Origin of the sequence: Lutimonas vermicola, assembly GCF_038433205.1 — a bacterium.
Classification (GTDB): Bacteria; Bacteroidota; Bacteroidia; order Flavobacteriales; family Flavobacteriaceae; genus Lutimonas; species Lutimonas vermicola.
This window is the reverse complement of sequence record NZ_JBCDNA010000001.1, coordinates 965666-991893: the sequence shown is the minus strand read 5'-3', so window position 1 is coordinate 991893 and position 26228 is coordinate 965666. Positions and strand designations below refer to the sequence as shown.

Genomic DNA, 26228 nt, shown 5'->3' with positions numbered 1-26228 from the left:
AGATACAAAATTAGGCATGATTGCAGACCTGAATTATGATATAAATCATAAGAAGCGGATTATGTCAGATATGTTACAAAAAAAAGAGGTCATCTGCGAAAATGACCTCTTTTTTTATAGAAGGGTAAAAATGCTTAGTAACTAGCGCCTATAAGATTACCGCCCAACTGAAGCAACCTCAATTCGGCTACTTTGGCCGTATATTTAGCTTGGTTATAACTGTTGATGGCACTTAATAAATTAACCTGAGCGAGCCTGAATTCAACTGTGATAATCTGCCCCAATTTGAACTGTTCTTCACTCCGGGCAAAATTTCGCTTATTCGTTTCAACGTTCTTGGCTTCTGCACTTAATACAAATAATGAATTTTGATAGGTTTCCCAGGCATTGGCAACATTTCGTTCCAGGTCCTTTTGTATGAGTTCCCTTTCTATATTGCTGTTGTCAATAGCGATCTTGGCATTCTGTACCCGGGTTTTTGTGAGGCCACCGTCAAAAATGTTCCAGGAAACACTCACGCCGCCAATGATTCCCGTAGAAGTAATTGAAGCCAATGAAAAAGGATTGCTTATATTGGAATCGGTGTTGGAATCCCTCCAGTTATAAGCTCCGTTAACACCTACATTGGGGATCCATGAAGACTTGTTGATCTTTAGGTCATAGTCGCTCAGGGTGACATTTTTTTCAGCCTGCAGCAATAGGGTATTCTTTGTTTTGGCAGATTCCAGCATTTTGTCATAGGTAAGATTCAGATTGTAACTCACCGAAGTGTCAACCTCAAAATCGACATTTACATCCCTCCCCAGGATCACGTTCAAATCTCTTTTGGCATTGGCCAGTTCTCTTTGAATGTTCAAAAGATTGATACTGTCCTGGTTCACATTTACTTCAGAATTCAATACATCCAATTGGGTTTTTTGCCCGTACTGATAACCGTATTGCTCTCTTAATAACTGACTTTTTGAAATAGCCAATGACTGCTGAAGGTTGATCTTGTTTTCAGTAAGCCTGGCTACGTCATAGTAAGAAATAAGCAGGCCAAGCAGCGTGTTTTCAATGACCTGCCTCACGCGGATTTCAGAAATATTATACTGTTCCTGGAGCTTTTTATAATTGTATTTTCTGCCAAAACCATCAAATAGCAAATAATCAACGCCTACGGATGCCGAGTAAGCATTCGTGGTATTTTCTATATCGTCCTGGGTTTCGCCATTCTGAAATTCAATTTCGCTCATCTGATCCTGGTATTCAGCACCTCCCGAAGCAAAAACAGAAGGCAGATACCCACTGTTATAGATACTAGAGCTGTTTTTAGCGGCTTCCAGATCATTATTGGAGACCTTGATGTCATAGTTGTTTTCCAAAGCAATATTCACTGCTCCCTGCTTTTCCAGAAACTCCTGGGCATTCACCGAAAAGCTCAGGATCGATAGTAGAAGAGCGAAAAATTTAATCTGTTTCATTTTGTTCAATTTTTAATTCTTTTACGGCACGTGTTACTTCTTCTTTAGTCACTTTTTTACCTGTTATCAGCCACTTGATTTTTACTGTCAGACTATTATTGAGCGATAACAAGAGCGGCAACATCAACAGGGTTAAACCCGTTGCGATCATAATTCCATAAGATATTGAGATCGCCATCGGTTTTAAAAATTGAGCTTGCCTGCTTTTCTCCAGGAGCAATGGCATTAAACCGGCCACAGTGGTCAAAGAGGTTAGAATAATGGCCCTAAACCTCGATTTTCCAGCCTGAAATAAAGCTTCATTGAATTTCATGCCTTCTTTGAGATAGGTATTGAATTTTCCTACCAGAACCAAACCATCATTTACCATGATACCAATAAGGGCAATAATTCCCAGCCAGGATAAAATATTGATTGCGAATCCATGGATATAATGCCCCCAAACAATACCGATCAAACTAAAAGGTACCATAATGAACAACAACAAGGGTTGACTGTACGATCTAAATGTAAAAGCAATAACGACATATATTAAAACCAAAACAATTAATCCTGCTCTATTGGCCGAATCTATTGTTTTAGCAGCTTCTCTGTTTTGTCCTTCAAAACTAGGTTGTACCGAAGGGTATTTGGCTAAAATACCCGGGAGAATGTTATTCTTGATATCTGCCATAACATCAGTAGCACTTTCCTTTGCATTTGCCATATCGGCAGTGATCTGAATCTCACGCCTGCCTTCTAAATGATTGATGGCCACGTCACCCCGTGCTATTTCATAGTAGGCAATTTCAGAGAAAGGGATCTTATTGCCAGAAGGGGTAGAGATCCACATGTCGTCAAGATTCCTGATGGATGACCTGTCTTCTTTTTCATACCTTACCCAAACCTTGATTTCGTCTTGCCCGCGCTGGAAACGCTGGGCCTGATAGCCAAAGAAACCTGATCTCACCTGACTCATAACCGATTGAAGCGTAAGGCCCAGTATATAGGCATCATTTTTTAATTTAATCCTTATTTCCTTGATTCCGGCAGGGTCGGTGTCTGAAACGTCTTTTAAAGTCGGGTTAGCCATCAGTATTTCTTTTAATTCGGTTTTGGCGGCTTTTAATTCGGGGATATTGTTCCCCAGAAGAGAAACCGCAACCGGGCTTCCTCCAAAATTACTTCCCGAACCATAAGTGAGGCTTTCGGCTCCATAGACTGCTCCCGCTTTTTCTCTTATGGCATTTGTGATGTCGATAGAGGGAAAATCCCGAAATTCTCCTTGTAACAAATTGATCGTGAGACTTGCATTGCTGGAGCCCGGACCAATTCTTTTGATAATATTTTCTATAACCGGTGTATTACCGGTTTGTTTTTTTGTGAATTCATCTCCAACCAGCCATGCAGCCTCTTCAATTTTTGAGATGATCGAGTCGGTTATTTTTTCATTGGTCCCCTGTGGCATAGACAGTGATATAGCAACCCTGTCACTCGCAATACTTGGGAAAAATGAAGTACGGACAATCTTGCTTTGAATACCACCAATTGAAATGATAAGCAATGCAAAAGGAATGGCCAGACCCAGGAACCTGTTCTTTAAAAAGTAACCCAAATAGGGTCCATATATCCTGTCTCGGCAAAAAACCATAAACTGATCAGCCTTTACGTTGATTTTGTTGAAAGCCCCAAACAGTCCTTTGGTTGGCTTTTTTCTGTCGCGTATCAAGGCTTTGGAATGTGCAATATGTGCAGGTAAAATGATCAGGGCTTCAATAAGCGATACGGCCAAGGTCAAGATAACAACCGTAGCAACTTCCCCGAAAAAATTTCCAATACGACCATCCAAAAAGAAAAATATTGAAAAGGCCAGCATGGTCGTTAATATGGCGGATATGATCGGGGGAATTACTTCCAGGGTTCCGTCAATAGCGGCTCTTACAGGGGATTTCCCTTTTTCGTAATGGTGGTAAATATTTTCACCGATCACGATACCATCATCTACCAGGATACCAATCACGATGATCATCCCAAAGAGCGATAATACGTTGATCGTAACCCCTAAATTTGCCGCAAAAATAAACATCCCCAAAAATGAAATGGGCAATCCGGCGGCCACCCAAAAGGCAATGCGAACGTTTAGGAAAAGCGACAGAAAAAGCAATACCAATGCAATACCGATAATGGCATTCTCTGTTAATAACTCAGTTCTTTGTTTTAAAGTTATTGATCTGTCACTGGAAATATTCAATTGAACATTGTTATGCTCAGCATTGAATTTTTCAATATAAATTTTGATCATATCAGCAGAAGCAATCATATCCTCGCTATTGGTGTTGCTGACCTGTATGCTGATGGCTACTTCGTCATTGTAAAAAAGCCGATCGGGATTTTCGTTCCAACGATCCCTCACTGTGGCTACATCTTTTAAGTAAATCACATTACCTGATTGATCGGCCTTAACAATAATATTGGTAAGATCCGCACCGTAATATTTCCGGTTTCTTGCACGTATCAGGTAGTCCTCATAATCTGTTTTGATATTCCCGCCTGAGATCAATAAATTTGATTGCTGCACAGCCTGGGCAACATCTGTAAAAGTAAGGTCAAAAGCGCGCAGGTCTATCTCCCGTACTGCTATTTCAATTTCTTCATCCGGGAAACCGGTGATCGAAATCTGAGAAATCCCAGGCATGGCGCGAAGATCATTTTCAACATCACGGGCATATTTCTTAAGTGTGATCAGTGGAAGATCATTACCACTCACTGTAAAATCAATGGTTGGTGCTATAGATTCAATTTTTGCAATTACAGGAGGCTCCATGCCTGAAGGGAATGAAGGTACTCGATCGACAGCATTTTTCACATCGGCCAGCACGACGTCAATATCAGAATCCACATAGGTTTCTATACTAATTGTAGCTGAGTTTTCTCTGGAAACAGAAGTCACCCTGTCTATACCGACAAGCCCCTTTAAATTGTCTTCAATTTTTAGAACCACTCCTTCTTCCATCTCCTGTGGAGAAGCGCCGGGGTAAATCACCGAGATATTAATAAATTGAGATTCGGTGAGGGGAAAGAACGACGATCTCATCGATTTTGTGCCCAGATAACCAAAAATAACCACTGCTAGGATAATAATATTAACCGCGACGTGATATTTAATAAAATAAGATATAATTTTTTTCATAATCAGATTTGCGAGATTATTTATTGACGGGGATTAGATCCATAGACGCTAACCTTCATTCCAGGGTATGCTCCCGGAACGGGCCTGCTTAATACAGGGGTACCATCTTCAAGGCCTTTGATCACGACAGTTTTGTCTGTGAAGAACACGGGGTTGATCCTGACAAGATCAATGATACTGTCTTTAAACACATAGATGCTTTCATTGTTCACCAATAATTGCCTGGGCATTTCGTAGGCATCTTTTTCAGCTTTTGCCATAAGATGGGCTTCGAGATAGATACCTTCTTTTAAATCTTTACCCTCCACCTGTATATAGGCCTTTACAGTCTGGGAAGCCAAATCAACGCTCCCGTTCACTCTTGCTATTGCTCCTTTCCATGTTTGCTGTGTGTCACGGCTTGCAACTTCCACCTCACTGCCTGTTTGAAGCAGGTCCATATATTTGGCATTGACGGCGACTTCCATTTCATACACCTTTGGACTTATGAATTCTCCTAATTTCTGACCCGAACGTATCAGTGATCCCGGATTTACCAGGGCTTCTATAAGTATGCCATCATATGGAGCACGAATCGTATACTTTGTCAACCTCACTTCCATGTTCTTTACATTGTAAAATGTGGTATAAATATTTCTACCTGATATAAAGAATTTTTCTTTTTCAGAATTGATTTCCGGAAGTTTCGGAGTGGGCTTGTCAAAAGTAAAATCCGTTAAATATTGCTCCCATTTATCGTATTCTTCAGGATAATCCAACCTGATATCAGGCATGATCGAAGTAATGCTATTGTACAGGTTACTTTTCTGGGCTTGAAGATTGGCATAGTGCTCTTCACTGTTCAATTTAAGGATTACCTCTCCTTTTCGATATGAATTACCCGGCCTGAATTCCTTGGAACTGGGCAGGAGAACTCCCTGGACTTCAGAGAAAATTTCAATCCTGTTTTTGGCCACTAAATTTCCATTAGCCGTGATCATGATAGGCACTGTACCGTTTTTTACGTTTTCAATAAAAACGGTTTTTATAATTTTAACCGGTTCTTTCTCAGGTCTCTGATTGCTTAATACCATGACTTTAACGAGCCAGAAGGCCAAGGCGATCAAAAGGATTCCCAGTACGATATTGATATACTTTCTCATTTTTTTATTGGTTAACTGTTGTTTTTAAATTGATGTTTTTTTGAATTTGTTTCATGACCTCTTGAACCAGAAGGATATCTTCCTCAGAAATTCCCTGCTGTAATTCCTGAATAATTTCAAGAAAAACAGGATATGCCATTGCCCAGATTTCTCTTCCGGAAGGGGTGAGGTAGATATGGTTGATTCTCATATCTTTTTCACAAATAGAGCGGGAAACAAGGCCTTTTTTTTCCATGGTATTGATGAGCCGTGTCAGGGCTGTTTTTGACCGGTTGGTAATAAAAGCCAGGTCATTTTGTTTTCTGCCATCACTTTCATTAAGATATTTTAACACGATAAACTGTTCCTTGGAAAGATCAATGCCGCGACTCTTCATGTAGTCGCCTATATAATAATCCATGAATTTAGCTGTTTTTCCAATCCAGGGGATGAGCGATAAGGGGTCTTGAGTCTTGTTAAACAATTCTTAAAATTTTGCTAAAAGTACAAAGAAATGAAAATTAGTTGCACGTGCAACTATGTTAATATTTTCTTAAAAGATATTAAACAAAATTTAAAAAAGTAATTCATAACAAGTCTATAGGCTCTGTAATAAGGTAAGACAATGAATTCATTGTAAAGTTAAATTTCTTAAGGAGAAATTATTATAGAAAAATATTGGAGCCAAAAAAAGACCATCCCTTAGTTAACGGATGGTCTTTATAGTATCATGTATTTATAGCTTATTCTGCTAAAGTCCTCATATAATTGACAACCAGCCATCTGTCTTCATCATCAGGCATTTTTTTGGTATACTCAGGCATGTCTTCTCTACCGAAAGTAGTTTTGTAAAATAAGGCTCCATCAGATTGTGCCTGGAATTCTTCGGATGAGAAATCACCAAGATCACCTTTTACTTCATTCGCTTTTTTCCCATCTCCATAACCTTCTTTTCCATGGCATGATTGACAATGCTTGGAATACAATGATTTTCCTATGGCAAGATCTTCTTCAGGATCCGTTGGGTTTTTCATGTTCTGATATTTATCAGGCACCACCCACTCAGTCTGAAGGATCATGCTAAAAGAAAACAATCCAAAAGAGATGATTCCTATAAATAATAAGTTTTTAATGTTTTTCATGATTTCAATTTAAGATTTAACAATTTTCATTAAATTACGGAATAAATATACGAATATTCCCCATACTATAATAATAAATGAGAAAGTAAGCGACAATAAAAATATAGGTGTTTTTCCTCTGGGAGACCACATGGTTCTTTCGTTAAAAGTGGATTCCCTCACAATATTTTTACCAATCGGAGCTATAATTGCGGTACTTACGGTACCATAATCATCACTGTCTTTCAATACAACTTCCAGTGTTAAATTACCATCTAAACCGGGTATTCCGTCTTCAATGGCAACCTCTATTGCCCCTTCTTCATCTGTGATATAAAAGTCTTCACCAATTTTTAAAGGCCTGAACAAACGCTTAACCTGAACCGTTAGAGGTACATCGGCTATTGTTGAATCCATTTTTGTATCTATGATATGTGCAGCAATATAATTGACACTGTCTTTAGTGATCAGTTGTGCCCGAATGTCTGCATTCTTAAAACTAATTTCCTTGGAAGCTTTTTTAAATACATCATTTCCGCCGAATGAAACCAGTAAATTATAGAAGCCGGTGCTGTCGGGTTCAAGCGATTTAAAATCTTTGATAACATATTTGGTCGTTCCTGCTGCGGATGTAACTGCTTTACCTAATTCTATCTCTTCGTCATCCACAATTGCCATAATATCCAGTTCAGCATTAGCTACTTCAACGGTTTGCTTATCTATTCTTGCAGAAGCCTTAATATTGAGATAATGCTCCTGATCGTTTACCTTAAAATAGTCAACATTAATCCTGATCCTGTTCTTTTTATTTTGAGCAAACATATCCTGTGAGCCGGCAACAAAGAACAGAACTGCAAGAATTGCAACAAGTAATGGCTTAAAGTTTTGATAATTTTTCATGTCTTTTATTTTTGATCTGAATTCTCTAACGCACTTTCATCTATACTTCTTTGAATACCTATTGCAGGTAAATACCTCAACAGCAGGGTAAATATAAATAGTGCCGTTGCCAGGTTACTTGCCGTGATTAACCATTCATGCATACTAGGAAAGTAATCTCTCCAGGATTCAGGAACACCTTGAAGAGGTAAGTAGGGGTGCAGCAAAGTTGGAGTAACGATAATATAACGTTTCCACCACGATGCGAAAACAACGAGCAGGCCAATAAGGAACAACGGAAATGGCTTTCTTCCTTTTTTAAAAAGCAAAAATATTACCGGAACAATCAGTCCGCCAATAGTAACAAACCAAAAAATAGTCGAATAATGTCCTGTAAACAATGTATTGAGATGAATTTCTTCATTTTCAGTAGAAGCATAAGCGGGCATAAGATATTCATTGGCATTGAAATACAGATAAATCAGACAGGCCAATGCTAAAAATTTTCCCAATTTGTCAAAATGATAATCGGTGATATATTCCTCCAAACCTTTGACCCTTCTCACCGCATAAATGGTAACCACAAGCGTGCCAATTCCGGCAACTAAGGCTCCAGAAATAAAATAGGGCCCAAAGTTTGTGCTGTTCCAACCGATCCGGTAGGTAGATGAAAACAACCAGGCATCAATGGTCTGTAAGATCAAGCCTAATGGAAGCACAAGTATAGCAATGATTTTGATCGATTTTTGCTGTATCATTTTCTGAGCGGTACTTGCTTTCCAGTTCAAGGATAGTTTCCCATACCATTTACTTAGTTTCGGATTGGTTTTACTATAGAATTCTTTTAGAATAGCAAAATCCGGAAGCAAAGGGAAATACAGCAGGAAGAATATCGCAAACAAATAGGTCGGTATGATGATAACGTCCCATGTGATGGGTGATTGGAACCTGGCGTAAATGATGGTGTTAAGTGCCCTGTCAGGACGGCCAAGGTCTATGATGATAGTGATCCCGGCCATGATAATTGCCGCCAGTGAAATAATCTCGGCGATTCTCACCAATGGTGTCCTCCATTGATTTTGGGTCAATCTTAAAATAGCAACAGTTGCTGCTCCCACAAAACTGGTAGCAATAAAGAATACAAAATTTGAAATATAAATTCCCCAAAGCGCATAATCATTTAAATTGGTCACTTCCATTCCTTTCATGATCTGGTCAACATAAGCAAGGAATCCTGCAAAAATGATCACAAAAAGAAAAATTAACCAAACTTTTTCGAGTTTATTAAATTTCTTCGGCGCTAAATCTTGAATAAATTGTTCGCGTGATTTCATTATTCCTCAGATTTTTTAACAGATTCGTATTCATTGTAATTCTCAAGACCGTCCTCAAAATCAACCAATCGATCTGAAGGTGGCAAATAGTATACACTGGGTTCGGTTCCTAAAGAGGCCATATACCTGTAGCCCGCTTTTTCTTCTAACAGTTTACTCAACCTAAGGGTCTCATCACCGTTAGTAACGGTATCTTCATATTTGTCACCGAAATAGAAAACTCCATTCGGGCAGGCCGTAACGCAATGTGGTAATTCATTCTTTTTTATGGCATGAGGGCAGAAATCACATTTGTCTACTGTACCTTTAACACTTGGCATTCCGGCATATTCGGGTGTCTTTTCATGCCCCATCATTTCCATTTTTAACGTTATATCACCCTGATCAGGTTCGCTCCAGTTGAATACACGGATAGAATAGGGGCAGGCAGCCATACAAAACCTGCAACCGATACAACGGTCGGTATCAATGAGAACCAGGCCATCCTGTCTTTTAAAAGTGGCGTCAACCGGACAAACCGTAACACAGGCGGGTTCATCGCAATGCTGACAGGTTACCGGCATCCAGTAAGGTGCCGTGTCTGCTGATTCCTGCATATTATAAACTTTGATCCAGGCATTGTCGCCTGTCACATAATGGTGCTTGTTACAGGCACTTTGGCAGGCAAGTGCATTCTTGCATTTGGCAAGATCAATAACCATCACATATTTTCTGTTTGGATCGCCTTCTCTTACATTGTATTTTTTAGCATGATCATGGCCGTGCTCAATTTCAACCACTTCAGATGAATCAACCTGAATGATATTGCCCTCTGTATCCATTAACTCGATCATGTCTCCTGATTCGGGATCCGGGCTTGCTTTTAGTTTTGAGGCCAGTTTGGACAATCCAATCCCTCCTATGGTAGCGGCAAGTCCAACTTTTAAGCCTTTATCAAGAAATTTTCTTCTTTGATTTTTATCAGAATTTTCCATATATTTTGAAAATTATAGCGTTATAGTTTTTTCCCGATCCAGTTTAAGAAGGACTTGTTTGAAATCTTCTTTTTAACAACCTTTGACTTTTCAAGTGCACTCACTTTAACCTTTACAGCTGTTCCGTCAGGCCTTAACAGGGTTTTATATTCTGTTTCTTTTTCCTCCAATTCACTGGTTTCCACATCTCGTTGAGCGGCACCGATAAAAGGAACCAGCAGACTGCCGCCCAGAATAGGTAAGATACCTCTTCTCGAAAACAGTTTTCCGTTTGGCTTTTTACTATCCATTGTTTACTTGTTTTTAGGTATTATAAGTTATCTTAAAAGTTATAGATTCTTGTGATGTTAAATCCTAACATGAATTTTCCATCGAAGAAATCATTTTTATTCCAGACATAATTATCTTGAGGGACTATACCCGAATAATTCGTAATAAAAAGCTGGAACGCGTGACCTGAAGTACCAAATTCAAAACCTAAGCTCATTCCGGGATGATTCGTAAACCTTGGATTGGCACCAATCGCTACCCCCGGATCTTTATCGGTATCAAATTGAGTAAGAGGCTGGCTGTAGTCGAACAAAATCGAAGTGTTTGGCGATATTTTATAACGACCTCCAAAGGCCACTGATATCCTGGTGTTTGACATTCCATCATAAACCGCATTATAGTGCGAAAGACTTGGAGCGAATTGCAGTGAGAAATTTGGGCTGAATCTTCTCACTACGATAAGTTGATGGAAGTATGACAACCGGTCCTGGTGATAATTTATTGGAGGAGCATTGGTTGAGGTCTGTTCTCTGGCATCGTAGGCCATATTTCCAAAATAGGTCAAACTTATAGGCATCGTATTTGATCTGGTTTGTCTTAAAATGGCCACTTTGGCGCTGAAATCCTGGTATCTTCTGTTTTTAGTTGTACCAAAACCTAAAGTCACTCTTTCGTGAACACCATAAGCCACACCAAGACGAATGTTTGCTGCACCCCAGATGCCACCAAGGTCATTCCAGTTATCTATAATGCCGAACCTGTGGTTCATTTGGATTTCCATGGCATTTTTATTGAGTACTACATTTGTCGGATTTTCAATAATATAGGAGCTTTCAAAGGCTGCTCTTTCAAGCTTTTCCTTTACGATGGTATCCTGGGTTACTTCATCGCTGTCTTGTGCCATCACTGTAAAGGGAAGTATAAGAAATACAATGAGTATATATATATAATTTTTCATGTCTATATTCTTAATGGTTAATTATCTTTTGCTCCTTCATTGATCCAGGATTCAACAAGTTTGATTTGTGAAATGGGCCATTGTCCTGAAGTAGGCATCAACGACACTCCATTGCTTCCCAATAAGGATTGATAGAGTACGCTGTCATCTGCATTTCCGGGAATTACAAACCCACCGTTGATCAAACTGTTATAGGAGTTGTTGCTTGAAAGATCAGGCTGTGCAATACTCGGGTGACAGCTGGTACAGTCGGTATTCCACAACGGTTGAATTTTTTCGGAATAGGACACATCTGTAGGGGCGGGACCTTCTTCTTCTTCAGGAAAGGTGTCATTATAACAGGAACCGAGGAATAAGCCCATAGCCATCAATATCAATATTTTAACTGTATTTTTCATGTGTGAAGTTTTTAAAATTGATCATTAAATGCATATTCTAAAAATGCAGATGCGGGCATCTGCATTTTTAGCTTCAGTATCATTTAATTGGCGTTTAAAGCGTCAATAGAATTCTGAATGAGATCCTTGGCGTATTTCGGGTTATGAACGCCATGGCTATGGTCATAATAGATCATTTTGTAGTTCCAAAGCGCCGCTGCGGGAATCAGATCCATATTTTTATTTGAGATAATAACCAATTCCTCATCTCCTGTATCTTCATCAATGACAATTTCAATTATTCCTTTAGCTATAAGCAGGTCCTCCAAGGCATCGAAGTCTGCCTTCAAGAACTCCTTAGAAGGACTGCCATCTTTGTGACAATTAAGGCAGGTGGTTTCAGTGGGTTTCTTGGTGTGGAGACCAACGTTGTTACCCGAAGATTTTCCCATATGGCACTCGGTACAGCTGGATCCGGCTCTGTGGGCTGCAGTCCCGTCAGTGCTGCGGTACTCATATCCGGCAAGTTCTGCTCCCTGAATTCCTTCAAGAAGTGTGGTTTGCGCTCCGTAGTGAGGTCCGAATCGACTACCTACATCAACTGTACCATCAGCATTTATAGCACCGTCAAATGTTGACCTTGGCTGGTGACAGGTAGCACAGGTATGACTGGTTTTATTGTCTGGACCATAGTCTATGGTCACCGAGTTATCCGCTAATAGAGTCACAGGATCAATTACTCTAAGCGCATAATCTTTTCCGTCCTCTTCAAAGTTAAAGCTGGTGTGTTTGTTATGGCAGGTATTACATGTAATTGTTTGGGTGCCATCATAAAGCGGATAACCACCATCATCATTATTTTGGAAACCACTAAATAAGGTAGAACCTGTTTCCACAATGTCTATGTACCCGTCACTGGTATGGCAGCTTGCACAAGAGAGAGAACCATTCGGAGTATAAGCTCTATTCCCGTATTGTGAAAGAGGCTCGTTGATACCATCATTTTCCAAATCATGATCCATATTCTCATTATAATGTCCGGAGAACAAATAAGAAGCGTGCACTTCTTCAGATTTCCCCACGTTATGGCATGCGGCACATTCGGCGGTTCCTGAGACTCCGTCAACCCCATCAATACCATCTATTCCGTCTTCCCCGTCAGGGCCTGGAATAGGGTCAGTAGTACATTGAATTAAAAAAAAGCTGGAAAAAATGAGCAAAAAGAAACCCAGAGATTTTAAATGTTTCATAAGGTTTGAAGATTAAAAGTTAGTAATTATATATCTCAATATTGTTTGAAGTGAATAAAGATAGAGAAATAATCAATGAATTAAAAATAATTTTTTTCCTTATGTTATTAACATCCTGGGTTCCTAAAATTTTTTTATTTAAAAGTTATAGATTCTTGTGATGTTAAATCCTAACATGAATTTTCCATCGAAGAAATCATTTTTATTCCAGACATAATTATCTTGAGGGACTATACCCGAATAATTCGTAATAAAAAGCTGGAACGCGTGACCTGAAGTACCAAATTCAAAACCTAAGCTCATTCCGGGATGATTCGTAAACCTTGGATTGGCACCAATCGCTACCCCCGGATCTTTATCGGTATCAAATTGAGTAAGAGGCTGGCTGTAGTCAAACAAAATCGAAGTGTTTGGCGATATTTTATAACGACCTCCAAAGGCCACTGATATCCTGGTGTTTGACATTCCATCATAAACCGCATTATAGTGCGAAAGACTTGGAGCGAATTGCAGTGAGAAATTTGGGCTGAACCTTCTCACTACGATAAGTTGATGGAAGTATGACAACCGGTCCTGGTGATAATTTATTGGAGGAGCATTGGTTGAGGTCTGTTCTCTGGCATCGTAGGCCATATTTCCAAAATAGGTCAAACTTATAGGCATCGTATTTGATCTGGTTTGTCTTAAAATTGCCACTTTGGCGCTGAAATCCTGGTATCTTCTGTTTTTAGTTGTACCAAAACCTAAAGTCACTCTTTCGTGAACACCATAAGCCACACCAAGACGAATGTTTGCTGCACCCCAGATGCCACCAAGGTCATTCCAGTTATCTATAATGCCGAACCTGTGGTTCATTTGGATTTCCATGGCATTTTTATTGAGTACTACATTTGTCGGATTTTCAATAATATAGGAGCTTTCAAAGGCTGCTCTTTCAAGCTTTTCCTTTACGATGGTATCCTGGGTTACTTCATCGCTGTCTTGTGCCATCACTGTAAAGGGAAGTATAAGAAGAACAATGAGTATATATATATAATTTTTCATGTCTATATTCTTAATGGTTAATTATCTTTTGCTCCTTCATTGATCCAGGATTCAACAAGTTTGATTTGTGAAATGGGCCATTGTCCTGAAGTAGGCATCAACGACACTCCATTGCTTCCCAATAAGGATTGATAGAGTACGCTGTCATCTGCATTTCCGGGAATTACAAACCCACCGTTGATCAAACTGTTATAGGAGTTGTTGCTTGAAAGATCAGGCTGTGCAAGACTCGGGTGACAGCTGGTACAGTCGGTATTCCACAACGGTTGGATTTTTTCGGAATAGGACACATCTGTAGGGGCGGGACCTTCTTCTTCAGGAAAGGTGTCATTATAACAGGAACCGAGGAATAAGCCCATAGCCATCAATATCAATATTTTAATTGTGTTTTTCATTTGTGAAGTTTTTAAAATTGATCATTAAATGCATATTCTAAAAATGCAGATGCGGGCATCTGCATTTTTAGCTAAGTATCATTTAATCGGCTGATAACGCATCAAGTGAATTTTGAATCAACGCTTTAGCGTATTTTGGGTTGTGTATACCATTACTGGCATCTTCATAGAGAAATAAATAATTCCATGCTGCTTCAGCTGTGAGTATAGGGAAGGTTCCTACAACAGGGTGAACTGACAGATGTCCATCATTTATCTTTGATTCCAGTATTCCTTCAGCCTCAAGAATGGCTAGTAAGGTCGCCATATTTTCTGCTAACCCATCAACTTTATCAGGTATACCGTTTTGATGACATGTTGCACAATCTGTTCGCGTAGGTTTAAATGTATGCAGTCCTTTAGCAGCATTAGGTTCCGTTTCACCCATGTGACACTTGGTACAGGAAGTACCGGTTCTGTGGCCTGCGGTGCCTTTGTCAGGATAATCAAGGCCACCAGTAATTTCAATTCCCTGGATTCCTTCAAGCAAGGTTGACTGTGGCCCATGATGCGGTCCCCAATGCGTACTGGTTACTTCGTAAAGGCCCAAACCGTTGTCTTCAGGACCTGTTCTCCTTGGTTGGTGGCACAAGACACAATTATTACTTCTGTCCGGAAAATCAATAATGACGGAAGCATCGGTGATTAAGGTAACAGGATCTATTAATCTTAGGGCAGCGTCAAAGCCGTCATTTTCAAAGTCAAAGGATGAGTGTTTATTGTGACATCCCGTACATGAAATTGGAGTAGCATTTTCATAAGCCACCGAAAGTTGAACTGTACCGGTTTCTACATAATCGATATACCCTTCATTTGAGTGACATTGAGTACAACTACCTTTATCACTTCCTCTTTTACCCGCATAACCAACAGCGCCTCCTGCGGCATGACCTGAATAAAGATAAGAAGCGTGTACAGCTTCGGAGGTACTAATGTTATGACAGGAGGCACATTCTGTGGTCCCCGTGATTCCATCTACCCCATCAATACCATCTATTCCGTCTTCTCCGGCCGGGCCTGGTATTGGATCTGTTGTACAATTAACAAGAAGTAAACTTGTCGCTACAATTAATAAGAGATTTATAAACTTGGAATTTTTCATGGTATTTGATAATTATATGTTAATCTTTAATTAAGTGTAAAAGTAAGTGCCATCAGTAATAATAAACATGATATTTATCACAGTTGTTAAATTTTAAAAGCTTGTAATACAGTAGTATAGGATTTATAAGGTTCTAATAGCCCTTAAAAACAAAAATTTGAAACCAAATTGAGTAATATTTGTTACAAAAATCTTAATAAAAATCGAAATGGAGGTTTGCCTGGTGCTGGGGAAACAAAATTGTTGCGAGAATCTGCTCTCCATAAAAGGTAATATACTGAGAGTCAATAAAAAAATACAGCTACATTGAATTATGCAGCTGTACTTAAACCTTTGTTCACAGGTTGTTCACAGGTATGAGCTTCCATCTAAAGATAGTTTTTAAACAAGCCCATACATGCTTAATCGAAAATGGTATTTCAAAAAAGAAACCGTCATTCTTATCAGTCATAATGATAAGATCCTGATCAAATTTCTTGATTGGCACTATTGCTTCAAATTACCTGCTCAAACTTTCAGTGAATTTACTTCGTCAAAAAAAACCGCCTGAATCCCAAACGTTTCAGCATCTTTTTTTCCATGTTCCAAAAGAATTTTTTTTGCCCGAAAATCGTCCCTACAATAACCAAAGTGATCTGATAAACAACAAAAATAAGGAAAATTCGAATCGGCCAAAACAATAAAGGCGTCATGGTTTCTAAAGAAATTCCAAGAAAACTGGTAATTGGATCTGCAATATAGACGGCAAAAGAGCCATTTATGGCAAATACTGTAAAAATAACCAGTATCTGAAAGTTAGATTCAATCCCCCAGCGTTGTTTTAGTTTATCCATTTTTTTACTATTTTTTGAGATGAATAAAATTCATGAAAAGAAGTAATCAACTTCCTAAAGTTCTTATGTAATTTACGATAAGCCACTGTTGTTTTTCATCTGAAATTTTTTCCTGAAAACCTGGCATGTCATCGCGCCCTATAAAGGTTTTATAATACAAGCTTCCATCAGATTGTTCCGATAAGGTGCCATCGGTAAAATCAGGTACTTCAGTATCTACTGTATCGGCTTTTTTACCATCTCCTTCTCCTTTAGTACCATGACATGAAGCGCAATGTTCTTTATAAAGCATTCTTCCGACCTGATCTGCGTCAGCATCTCCAACGTGCGGGTTTTGCATTTTTTCATATTTGGCAGGAACTTCCCAGGGATCCTGAATTTCGAAATCCTTTACAGTCATTGAAACTAAAGCAAAACTTGCTATAACAATGGTACTAACAATTAAAAATTGATTTTTCATAATGATTGAGTTTTATTTATATATAATTAAGATTATTTGATTTTACTAACTTTATACAGTTCACTGATAATGAACCAGAACACGATCCATATACCTATGATCATCGCACTTGTGGCAAATATCAAAGGCCATGGAGCATTAGCCGATGCGGCCCATAAGGTCCTTTCTTCCTCTGAATCATTTACAGTGGTTATTACACCCCAATTTTTGCCCTCATCCACCGTAAGGTCATTATACAGGTCTGATTCTAATATTTTCACAACGATTTTTACCTTGCCTATCGAGTCTCCGGGCAAGTCATCCGGAAAATCAACTGCAACTTCTCCATTTTCATCTGTTGTATTAAAGAAACCTCCGATTGGAAGCAAGCTGAAAGTTCTTTGAACATAAAAACTCAGTTCAAGATCTTCAATCGGCGTGCCATCTTCTTCAACAGCAAGCGCGGTGACCTTTTTGGCTCCATCCTCTTCTGAAAATGAAAGGGAAACCTTGGCGTTTTTCATGGTTTCCTGTCCGTAAACAGAAGAAAAATTGAACAAGAACATGCTTATGAGCAAGAGTATTGCTGTCTTAAGATGGTATGTTTTTTTATTGGTTTTCATTTTGTAAAATATTGGATTCAACAACGGTTTCGGCAACAAGTTCTTCTTCTTCAACAGGCAGTACCGGAAATATTTTCATGAGTACTGTGATAAAGAAGAGCAAAGAGGCAAAAGAGGCAAAAGTAATGGCCCATTCTTCCCAGGTAGGGTGATAAGTGAGATAAGATTCATCAACATCCTGAATTGGAAGGTAGGGATGCTGTAAAGAAGGGATTACAATAAGAAACCTTTTGAACCAGGCTCCTAAAATAACACAGATTGAAATGATTAAAATAGGGACCGGCCTGCGGAACCATTTGAACATCAACAATAAAATAGGAAGAATCAGTCCTCCGATTTGAACAAGCCAATACATAGGCGCGTAGTGACCCACAAACAATTCGGTTATATGTTCTCCTTCAACCCCAACCATTTTAAAGGCAGGGCCTAAATATTCGTTAATATTGAAGTATAAATAAACAAGTGATAACAATACCAGTAACTTGCCCATTTTATCAAAATGGGAGTTTGTTATATAAGCTTGTAATTTCAATTGTTTTCTGATAATATACATAGCGACGATAATTACCGCGGCACCTGCCATAAACGCGCCTGAAACAAAATAAGGGCCCAAATTGGTGCTGTCCCATCCAGGCCGCCATGTTGTGGCAAATAACCATGAAGTAACCGTGTGAATGGCAAATGCGATAGGCAGCACCACAATGGCCAGCATTTTGCTCATTCTTTCAAGTTTTGCTTTTTGCTTAGGATGATTAATCCAGTTGATGGATAAAAATTTGTACATTTTCTTTTTCCAGTTTGCCACTTCTGTCAAACGATCACGGCAGATGGCTATATCGGGAAGAATCGAAATATACAACAAGAGGATGCTTAGAATGAGATAAGTTGAAATGATAATAACATCCCAGATGATCGGAGATTGAATTCTCATGTATTTTATTACATAAAAAAACCTGTCCGGGCGACCCATATCTATGATGATGATCACCGCCGCACACATGATGGCAGAAACGGCAATTACCTCTGAAATCCTGACCAGGGGTTTTGACCAGTAGTTCTTATTTAGTTTAAGAATGCAGCTAAACAAAGATCCTACAAGGCTTACGGCAACGAAAAACACAAAATTGGAGATATAAATTCCCCAGGAGGTAAAATCCCTCATGGCAGTGACGATAAGCCCGTAACGCACCTGACGGTAATAGGCGTACATTCCGATCAGAATTATGACGAGAAGAAAACCCATCCAAAGTTTGTATCGCCAGGAGGTTTCAACAACATGTTTCAACAGGTCCTTTTCCCTGGGAGATGCATATTTTTGCTTTGTTATGTCTATTTTTTTCATGATTAACTATTTTCTTGAGTGGTTTTTTCGAATGGGAATAACCTGTTAACAGGAGGTAAATAATAAACACGTGGATTTGTGCCCAGATCCTCTAGATAGCGATATCCGGCTTTTTTCTTGAGCAGTGTTGACAACCTGACTGTTTCTTCTCCATTGGTGACTGAGTCATCTAACTCATTTCCAAAATAAACCACCCCGTTAGGGCATGCTGTGACGCAATGGGGAAGTTTGTCGTTGCGACACATTTCAGGGCAGAAATCACATTTTGCTACAGTTCCTATTTTGCTCGGCATGCTCGTTTCAGGTGAATAGTCTTCATTTTGATCTGCAACTGGCGGCTCACCCCAGTTAAAAACCCGTGCTGAATACGGACAGGCTGCCATACAAAAACGGCATCCAATGCAACGCTCATTATCTATCAGGACGATACCATCGGTTCGTTTATAGGTTGCACCAACCGGGCAAACTTTTACACATGGAGGATTATCACAATGAAAACATGTTTTTGGCATCCAGTAAGGTGATGATTTTTCGTTGTCCTGCATTTTGAGAACCTTGATATAAGGCCTTTCCGGGGTTAATTTATGATGCTTGTCGCATGCGGCTACGCATTTCCTTGCATTTTTACATTTGGCCAGATCGACTACCATGACATATTTTTTTCCCGGAATTCCTATGCGCGCCTCGGTAGGATTAGCCGCAGGATGACCGTGCTCTAATTCATGAATTTCTGAATTTGGAATCTGTACCAGCTTCCCTTCCGGGGTCATTACCGTTGTTTTTTCTTTAGAAGTTTCCTTACAGGAATCAAGTGATAGCATACCCAGACCAGAGGCCGCCATGACCCCGCCGGCAGATAGTTTTTTTAAAAAAAGTCTTCTAGAGTCTATTTTGGAATTTTTATCATCCATAAGCTTAAAGTATATGTAAGAATTTAGATTATCGTTTCTTTGTGATGCACGTACAAGTGAATTTATTTAGGATCAAAACATCGGTTTCCAGTCATTTTCTCGTTTCATCAATGATTTATCTTAAAACATAATTTCAAAAGAACTTAGCAACTTAAAACGATTCAAAGCTAAAAAGTTAAAATCACAGATTTTATGACTTTAATCATAGAATTGTGACTTAGGTTACAATTCAATGTTCTCAATCAACAGAGAAAGAATAATACAGCTGAAAATGCATGTGATTGTTTGGATTAAAACATCAGTTTTAAAACAGGATTTGATTGCTGCGCCTTGTAAAGACAACTATTTCTCAATAAATATTAAGACGGCCTAAAGGATCAGGTTTGAAATCAAAACGAGGTGCTTTTTAAATAAAAAAACAAAAAAGATTTTTTTATTTAAAAAATGACAACACCCCAGGTTGCTGGTTTTTGTATGGAGGCATCAGAAGGCCAGTAGGTGTGAAATTCTTTGGCATCACTTAGCTTAAAGGCAAGCCTTATTTTTGTTCCGGGAGCAGGAGATTCCAATTGAAGTTTGGAAAAACTAATCTTAAATTCCATATGTGGTTTACCTTTTTCCAGGGGAAAGGTATTTGCCTCCCATCCAGTTGCATTATCAGAGCAGGATTCCCAGTAATAATATTTTCCCTGAGCTTCACAATTACTGTACGACGAATGAAACCAAAAGGTATTGTCGCTCCAATCGTTGGTGCTCAAATCAGTTTGGATCATTACTTCTGCATTCAGTTTAGGCATTTCAGGATAAGCAAGATTGCTAAAAGCCACATAAATATTTTCTTTATCATAGGTAACCTGAATACCGACTTTCCATTTTGGGGTTCTCTTCATCTCCAGCTTTAAAGAACCTTGCCATTCTTTCAGTGAAACCATACCATCAACTTTGGGCGACTCAGAAGTTGGTGATAATTGCAGGGATTGACTTTGGCTGTAGGCCAATGACTGAAATGACAGGAATAATAAAATAAGAAGGCGCATATTAGATTTCATCATGAACAATATTAAAAAACAAAACTAATAAATAATCAAAGCAATAAATATGTCTTATGTCATATAATTTGTTCCGGTCTCGAACTACAAGGAACAACGATTTTACAGGAAAGCTTTATTGATGAAATAAGTATGATGAGGTATGAATCCGTACACCATATATATATACCTATTTTGACAAATGAATCAAAGCAATGGATGTAAGACAATTGCGACACGTTGATCTTTCTCTTATATCATGGGTTTTCAGCGGCATGGGTACTCAGATTTACATGATAATCGTCATAATTCAGCTGAACCTAATATGCTAATTTTGCTATAGAAGCATCTATTTTTTGATGAAGGCAATAAAGAATCAATACATTATGATAATCAGGCAGTTAATCCAAACTTTAACATATTATTGTTGCCTGGCTGTGTTCTTGTTTCATGCCGGTAATATAAGTGCGCAGGACACACTTGATGTGGATGTACTTGATTTTTTTGATCAGAACCAGGTGCGTTGGATCAAACAGATCCCTGAAAAGAATATTGAGAGGGCTGTTGAAAAAAAGGGATGGCTCAAACGTTTGTTACTTGGAAAAGGTGAACTGACCTCTTTTCAGAAACCCATGTCTGTGATCCCGTTGAATAGAAATGAAAATATTGTACTTGACCAGGGAAACGGAACCATTTTCTTCACTGACGAGTCGGAATTGGAAATTCCACGCTTACTGCGCAAAAGCGACAGTGTTTTCCCTTCATTGGTGGCTGCTTGTATGATGCCTAACAAAGATTTATTATTTACAGATTCCAAACTCAATATGATCTATGTTTTGAATGAGGATCAGAAAAAACTGAAGCCGTTACATCCACAATTAAAACTCCAGCAGCCTACCGGGATAGCTTACGCAGCATCGGCCCATGAAATCTGGGTAGTTGAAACCGGTGCTCACCAGGTTTCGATTCTTGACCTCAGCGGAAATAAGCTCAGGTCTTTCGGACAAAGAGGCAGTGGGCCCGGAGAGTTCAATTATCCCACTTCTATCTGGATAGACAAACAGGGCCAGGCCTATGTTGTGGATGCGCTGAACTACCGCATTCAGATCTTTGATGCAGAGGGTAATTTTGTTTCCATGTTTGGTGAAAATGGCAATGGTACTGGTTTTATAGCAAGCCCTAAAGGAATAGCCACAGACAGCCATGGTCATATTTACCTCGTGGACGCTTTGTTTCACGGGGTACAGATCTTTGATCAGCAGGGAAATTATTTATACCAGTTTGGTAAGCAGGGCAGGAACCAAAGTGAATTCTGGATGCCTTCCGGAATTTTTATTGACCAGAACGATCACATTTATGTGGCCGACAGTTATAACAAAAGAATACAGGTTTTTGAATTGATTTTTACAAAATGAATAAAATAGCGATCCTCATATTGATTTTATTTATTTTGCCTGCGGGCAGGGTACTGGGGCAGGGAGTCTCCCAGTCTAAGCACAACTTGTCAGCTACAGGAAAGGGCAGGGTAAAAACAATGGATGATTCCAGGGTTTGCATATTTTGCCATACCAACCATACTGCCAATCCGAAAGGGCCCATGTGGAACCGTAAACAGTCAGGTGCGGTTTACACCTTATATGATAGTTCGACCCTGGATGCCAATCCGGGTCAGCCCGACGGAACCTCCATTTTATGTTTGTCATGCCATGACGGAACTGTTGCTATGGGTAATACTTATAAAAACCCGAATAGTATGTCATTTTCTCATTCCATGACCAAAAGGGGTAATTTGGGTACGGACCTGTCGGATGACCATCCTATTTCCTTTACATATGATTCCAATGTAGCCGTTTCGGATGGAGAATTGATTCAGCCGTCAACATTGCCATTACATGTTTTGGATAAAAACAATAAATTACAATGTACATCATGCCATGACTCTCATAAGAACCTGGAAGGGAATTTTTTAAAAAAATCCAACCAATTTTCTGAGCTCTGCTATACCTGTCATGACAAGAAATATTGGGATACCAGTGACCATAAGACGGCAGGAAAAATATGGAATGGTATTTCTCCAAATCCATGGTCCCATATGGATTCTCCTTATGCGAATGTGGCTGAAAACGGATGTTCCAATTGCCATGATACGCATAATGCTGCCGGGAAAGAACGCTTGTTAAAGCATTTACCTGAAGAGGACAATTGCCTGGATTGCCATAATGGTAACGTTACAGAATCGAATATTCAAACAGAGTTTTCTAAAGCGTACAGGCACGATGTATATGCCTATTCTGGAATTCACGATCCGGTTGAGTCAGATGTCAATAAAACCAAGCACGTGGAATGTGTGGATTGCCATAATGCACATGCTGCAAATGGAACAGAGGCCCAGGCACCTTTTGTAAAGGGTGCCAATTTGAATGTGAAAGGAGTTGATAAATTCGGTTCAGAAATCAATGCATCTAATTTTGAATATGAGATCTGTTTTCGCTGCCATGCTGACAACCCCATGGTACAACAAAATACAACGCGCTATCTGGGTTCTTCCAATACAAGGCTGGATTTTGACCCTAATAATGTTTCCATGCACCCGGTTTTGGAGCAAGGCAAAAACACCAATCCTCGAGGCCTTATAAGTCCTTATAATGCGAGCAGTATGATCTACTGTTCATCCTGCCATTCCAGTGATGATGAGAATGCACCAACAGGGCCCCACGGTTCCATTTACCCGCGAATTTTAAAGGCCAATTATATTATGGACAAGACCCCATTATTAGGTAAGGCCTGGCCTTCGTTGATCCAGAGTAATTTCACTCTGTGCTTTGAATGTCATGAGGTAAATGCCGTTACCAATATACACACCCAGATCAGTGAAGGTCATTTTATGGAAACCATTGGCTGTAATGCCTGTCATGATCCACATGGCTATGAGGGAGGCAATTTGACAGAAAATGCTTACGGCATTAACTTTGACCAGGCGGTTATTCAGCCTAACCCTGTGAATGGAAAACTGATCGACCTTGATCAAAAAAAGTGTTTTATGACCTGCCATGACCCCAGGGGGGTCGTCAATTATACCCATAGTGCAGATGGGGATGATTATTGATGAATAAGGTTTATTCTTTCAATTTGATTACAACCTCGCAAAAAACCATTTCATAACATCCTCCTTTTAAATAATAAAGGACAATTTAGTCCGATTTATTTTTTTAGTCATAAGTGTTCTTATATTCCTAAAATTGAGACACCAGACTTTATTTAGACACAATATAAATAATGTAAAAAGTTGCAAATCAACATCTAACGCTATCTTAAATTTTAATATGATTTTCAAGATATAAACAATAGTCATTTTTAAAAGCCACCAAATCAAATAGTTATAAAATAGTATTAAAAAAATGTTAAAAAAGCACATATAAATGTAACCAAAGTCACAAAACATGATAAAAATCATCGTTTTAAGGTCGTTTTACCTTTTAAATTTATACATGATAATAATTTTAAATATTTAAAAAAACTTTTAATTTAAATTAATCCTTATGAGAACAAAAAATTTTATATTAACACTGACAGCAGTCTTTTTTGTGACTTTTGCTTACTCACAATTTACTGCAAAAGAATTAGGTGGAGCAGACAAAAATGCTGCACATAACTTTATGGATGGTACCGGTGGTGACCAAGGGGTTCCTTATACCTTTGCTAAGTCCACGCTTCCAGGAGACGGTAATGGAGTTTGTGCCGTGTGTCATACACCTCACAACGCAACAACTGAGCTTCCTTTATGGGATCACACCGCTGCTAATGGAGCAGCGTTTACTACGTATCCTGAGGGAGGTACTATTGAAGGTACAATTACTGCTCCTTCAGGTGCCTCAGCCTTATGCCTGGGATGCCATGATGGTACCGCTAATTTAGATGCTTATGGTGGAGCCACAGGAGCTCTTGCAATGCAAGCTGCGGATTCTTATGCCAACTTTGAATTGGACTTGTCTAATGACCATCCAATTTCAGTTACCTATCCTGCAAATGCAACAGATGCTGGACTTCAGCAAATGGTTGATCCAGCTGTTTTAATTGCTGCTGGTGGTTACCTCTATGGTGCTGGTAATACAGTAGAATGTGCTTCTTGTCATAGTATGCACCAGCCTGCCGTTATTTCGAAATTATTAAGAGTAACGAATGATGACAGTGCGCTTTGCTTGACTTGTCATGTTAAATAATGATTGTGTATGAATTAGAAAAAGGCGGTATTTATACCGCCTTTTTTATTTTATATAAAATATATTTTTTTTAACATATAGTGTTGTTTATAAGTGGTTTACAAATTATTGTAGCTGACGTTTATCATGTTTTAATTATAAGTTTTAAGCTAATTTTGTAAGGATATAAAAGTACACTTTTAACCTAATATTTTTACACATGAAAATCATACATCCATTACTGTATTTGATAACTGTTTTTGCTGTTTTCTCTTCTTGTTCCCCAAAATTACAGCCGGATCAAAAGAGCAATGCAGCTGATAAAATATTCTACCCCAAAAATGCTGATACTGCCCATTTTCAATACCTAAAAGGGATCTCCACCAACAAGGATATTGAAAAACAATCCAGATTCGAGGAATCTGTTATAGGGGCCTCTAAACTTGAATTTATGAGCAAGCCTTATGGAATAACTGTAGAAAAATCAAAAATATATGTGGCAGATATCGGTTTAAAAGGTCTTAATATCATTGATCTGGAAACTGAATCATTTACCCAGTTCAAACCTTTTCACAAGGACCTTACTTTTGTTTTATCTGCTTTTGTAGATACCAATGACGACAGGTATATACTGGATTCAAAAACTGCAACCATTATGGTCTTTGATAACAAAGGAAAATTAAAATATGATTTTAAGGTTCCCGAAAACGAAAGGCCTTCCAGGATCAGGATAAAAGGAGATAGGATCTATATCAGTGATTTAGCTACAAAAAGAATCAACATTTACAGCAAAGAGACGCATCAATGGATAGACCAGATCCCTAAAAAAGATGTGATCGTTGAAAATGATGATTTTGTATACATGCCCATGGATTTTGACCTGGATGATGAGTTTGTCTATATTCTTGATGCCGGTGCCTATAAAGTAAAGGTATATGACCATGAAGCTAATCTTGTCAAAAGTTTTGGAGGTCAGGGCAATGGTTACGGATTATTCAACAGGCCAAAAAGTATAGCCGTTGATCGCGAAGGCAATATTCTGGTGGTTGATTCCACCACACGACTCGTTCAGGTGTTTAATCGAGAGGGGCAGGCATTACTATCCTTTGGTTTCCCTTATCAAATAGAAGAAGATAAATGGGCACCGGGAATCATGTTTCCGACCTCAATGGCTATTGATTATAATAACAACGATTATTTTAAGCAGTTTGTGGATTCCAGATACCGGTTAAAATATGTGGTTTATGTGGTAAATCAAACCGGTGGAAAAAATTTGATGGCCTATGGGCGCATTGAATTGAAATAACAATTTTTAAAACAGAGATCAGTTATTCACTTTCCCTGCGTGGCCATCCAA

25 protein-coding genes are annotated in these 26228 nt (G+C 38.9%); 4 read left to right on the top strand and 21 right to left on the bottom strand.

Annotated elements, in window-relative coordinates:
* Nucleotides 1-134: 134 nt before the first annotated feature.
* From AABB81_RS04450 to AABB81_RS04350, 21 genes are all read right to left on the bottom strand, one after another.
* Nucleotides 135-1463 carry a TolC family protein gene (locus AABB81_RS04450; RefSeq protein ID WP_342158902.1) on the bottom strand — a complete coding sequence of 443 codons (1329 nt, stop codon included), beginning with the start codon at nt 1461-1463 and terminating at the stop codon, nt 135-137.
* The gene (locus AABB81_RS04445; protein ID WP_342158900.1) at nt 1450-4632 is read right to left on the bottom strand and encodes an efflux RND transporter permease subunit; all 3183 of its coding nucleotides are present in this window, start codon (nt 4630-4632) and stop codon (nt 1450-1452) included. The genes AABB81_RS04450 and AABB81_RS04445 overlap by 14 nt, the downstream gene beginning before the upstream one ends.
* A 20-nt stretch (nt 4633-4652) precedes the next feature.
* Nucleotides 4653-5774 carry an efflux RND transporter periplasmic adaptor subunit gene (locus AABB81_RS04440; RefSeq protein ID WP_342158899.1) on the bottom strand — a complete coding sequence of 374 codons (1122 nt, stop codon included), beginning with the start codon at nt 5772-5774 and terminating at the stop codon, nt 4653-4655.
* Between the two features lie 4 nt (nt 5775-5778).
* Nucleotides 5779-6237: a MarR family winged helix-turn-helix transcriptional regulator gene (locus AABB81_RS04435; protein ID WP_342158898.1), complete on the bottom strand. Its 459-nt coding sequence runs from the start codon at nt 6235-6237 to the stop codon at nt 5779-5781.
* 259 nt (nt 6238-6496) lie between these two features.
* Complete coding sequence (locus AABB81_RS04430) at nt 6497-6895, bottom strand: c-type cytochrome (RefSeq protein WP_342158897.1); 399 nt, start codon at nt 6893-6895, stop codon at nt 6497-6499.
* 9 nt (nt 6896-6904) lie between these two features.
* Complete coding sequence (locus AABB81_RS04425; RefSeq protein ID WP_342158896.1) at nt 6905-7774, bottom strand: hypothetical protein; 870 nt, start codon at nt 7772-7774, stop codon at nt 6905-6907.
* Nucleotides 7775-7779: 5 nt separating this feature from the next.
* On the bottom strand, nt 7780-9087 hold the full coding sequence (gene nrfD, locus AABB81_RS04420) for an NrfD/PsrC family molybdoenzyme membrane anchor subunit (protein WP_342158895.1): 1308 nt from the start codon (nt 9085-9087) through the stop codon (nt 7780-7782).
* The gene (locus AABB81_RS04415) at nt 9087-10061 is read right to left on the bottom strand and encodes a 4Fe-4S dicluster domain-containing protein (RefSeq protein WP_342158894.1); all 975 of its coding nucleotides are present in this window, start codon (nt 10059-10061) and stop codon (nt 9087-9089) included. Before AABB81_RS04415 ends, nrfD (AABB81_RS04420) begins: the two co-directional genes overlap by 1 nt.
* 20 nt (nt 10062-10081) lie before the next feature.
* On the bottom strand, nt 10082-10351 hold the full coding sequence (locus tag AABB81_RS04410) for a hypothetical protein (RefSeq protein WP_342158892.1): 270 nt from the start codon (nt 10349-10351) through the stop codon (nt 10082-10084).
* A 32-nt stretch (nt 10352-10383) separates the two neighbouring features.
* Entirely contained in the window at nt 10384-11289 is a 906-nt protein-coding gene (locus tag AABB81_RS04405; RefSeq protein WP_342158890.1) for a DUF5777 family beta-barrel protein, read from the bottom strand.
* 17 nt (nt 11290-11306) lie between these two features.
* Nucleotides 11307-11687, bottom strand: a complete 381-nt coding sequence (locus AABB81_RS04400; RefSeq protein ID WP_342158888.1) for a hypothetical protein — start codon at nt 11685-11687, stop codon at nt 11307-11309.
* Between the two features lie 83 nt (nt 11688-11770).
* A complete protein-coding gene (locus AABB81_RS04395) occupies nt 11771-12916 on the bottom strand; it encodes a multiheme c-type cytochrome (RefSeq protein ID WP_342158887.1) in 1146 nt (381 codons plus the stop codon).
* 138 nt (nt 12917-13054) lie between these two features.
* On the bottom strand, nt 13055-13960 hold the full coding sequence (locus AABB81_RS04390) for a DUF5777 family beta-barrel protein (protein ID WP_342158886.1): 906 nt from the start codon (nt 13958-13960) through the stop codon (nt 13055-13057).
* A gap of 17 nt (nt 13961-13977) precedes the next feature.
* The gene (locus tag AABB81_RS04385) at nt 13978-14355 is read right to left on the bottom strand and encodes a hypothetical protein (RefSeq protein ID WP_342158885.1); all 378 of its coding nucleotides are present in this window, start codon (nt 14353-14355) and stop codon (nt 13978-13980) included.
* 82 nt (nt 14356-14437) lie between these two features.
* The gene (locus tag AABB81_RS04380; protein ID WP_342158884.1) at nt 14438-15496 is read right to left on the bottom strand and encodes a hypothetical protein; all 1059 of its coding nucleotides are present in this window, start codon (nt 15494-15496) and stop codon (nt 14438-14440) included.
* 524 nt (nt 15497-16020) lie between these two features.
* Nucleotides 16021-16329 carry a DUF6787 family protein gene (locus AABB81_RS04375; RefSeq protein ID WP_342158882.1) on the bottom strand — a complete coding sequence of 103 codons (309 nt, stop codon included), beginning with the start codon at nt 16327-16329 and terminating at the stop codon, nt 16021-16023.
* Between the two features lie 46 nt (nt 16330-16375).
* A complete protein-coding gene (locus AABB81_RS04370) occupies nt 16376-16789 on the bottom strand; it encodes a c-type cytochrome (protein WP_342158880.1) in 414 nt (137 codons plus the stop codon).
* 32 nt (nt 16790-16821) lie between these two features.
* Nucleotides 16822-17391 carry a hypothetical protein gene (locus tag AABB81_RS04365; protein ID WP_342158879.1) on the bottom strand — a complete coding sequence of 190 codons (570 nt, stop codon included), beginning with the start codon at nt 17389-17391 and terminating at the stop codon, nt 16822-16824.
* Nucleotides 17378-18733 carry an NrfD/PsrC family molybdoenzyme membrane anchor subunit gene (gene nrfD, locus AABB81_RS04360; RefSeq protein ID WP_342158878.1) on the bottom strand — a complete coding sequence of 452 codons (1356 nt, stop codon included), beginning with the start codon at nt 18731-18733 and terminating at the stop codon, nt 17378-17380. Before nrfD (AABB81_RS04360) ends, AABB81_RS04365 begins: the two co-directional genes overlap by 14 nt.
* A gap of 2 nt (nt 18734-18735) precedes the next feature.
* The gene (locus tag AABB81_RS04355) at nt 18736-19644 is read right to left on the bottom strand and encodes a 4Fe-4S dicluster domain-containing protein (RefSeq protein WP_342158877.1); all 909 of its coding nucleotides are present in this window, start codon (nt 19642-19644) and stop codon (nt 18736-18738) included.
* A gap of 437 nt (nt 19645-20081) precedes the next feature.
* The gene (locus AABB81_RS04350) at nt 20082-20696 is read right to left on the bottom strand and encodes a hypothetical protein (protein ID WP_342158876.1); all 615 of its coding nucleotides are present in this window, start codon (nt 20694-20696) and stop codon (nt 20082-20084) included.
* Between the two features lie 362 nt (nt 20697-21058).
* Here AABB81_RS04350 and AABB81_RS04345 point away from each other — a divergent pair, with 362 nt between their 5' ends.
* The 4 genes from AABB81_RS04345 to AABB81_RS04330 all read left to right on the top strand — a co-directional run bounded on the left by AABB81_RS04345 (nt 21059) and on the right by AABB81_RS04330 (nt 26177).
* On the top strand, nt 21059-22087 hold the full coding sequence (locus tag AABB81_RS04345) for a 6-bladed beta-propeller (protein ID WP_342158875.1): 1029 nt from the start codon (nt 21059-21061) through the stop codon (nt 22085-22087).
* Nucleotides 22084-23778 (top strand): cytochrome c3 family protein, encoded by a 1695-nt coding sequence (locus AABB81_RS04340; RefSeq protein WP_342158873.1) that lies wholly within the window; start codon nt 22084-22086, stop codon nt 23776-23778. Before AABB81_RS04345 ends, AABB81_RS04340 begins: the two co-directional genes overlap by 4 nt.
* A gap of 550 nt (nt 23779-24328) precedes the next feature.
* Nucleotides 24329-24892 (top strand): cytochrome c3 family protein, encoded by a 564-nt coding sequence (locus AABB81_RS04335; protein ID WP_342158871.1) that lies wholly within the window; start codon nt 24329-24331, stop codon nt 24890-24892.
* A 199-nt stretch (nt 24893-25091) separates the two neighbouring features.
* Nucleotides 25092-26177: an NHL repeat-containing protein gene (locus AABB81_RS04330; protein WP_342158869.1), complete on the top strand. Its 1086-nt coding sequence runs from the start codon at nt 25092-25094 to the stop codon at nt 26175-26177.
* The last annotated feature ends 51 nt before the right edge of the window (nt 26178-26228 follow it).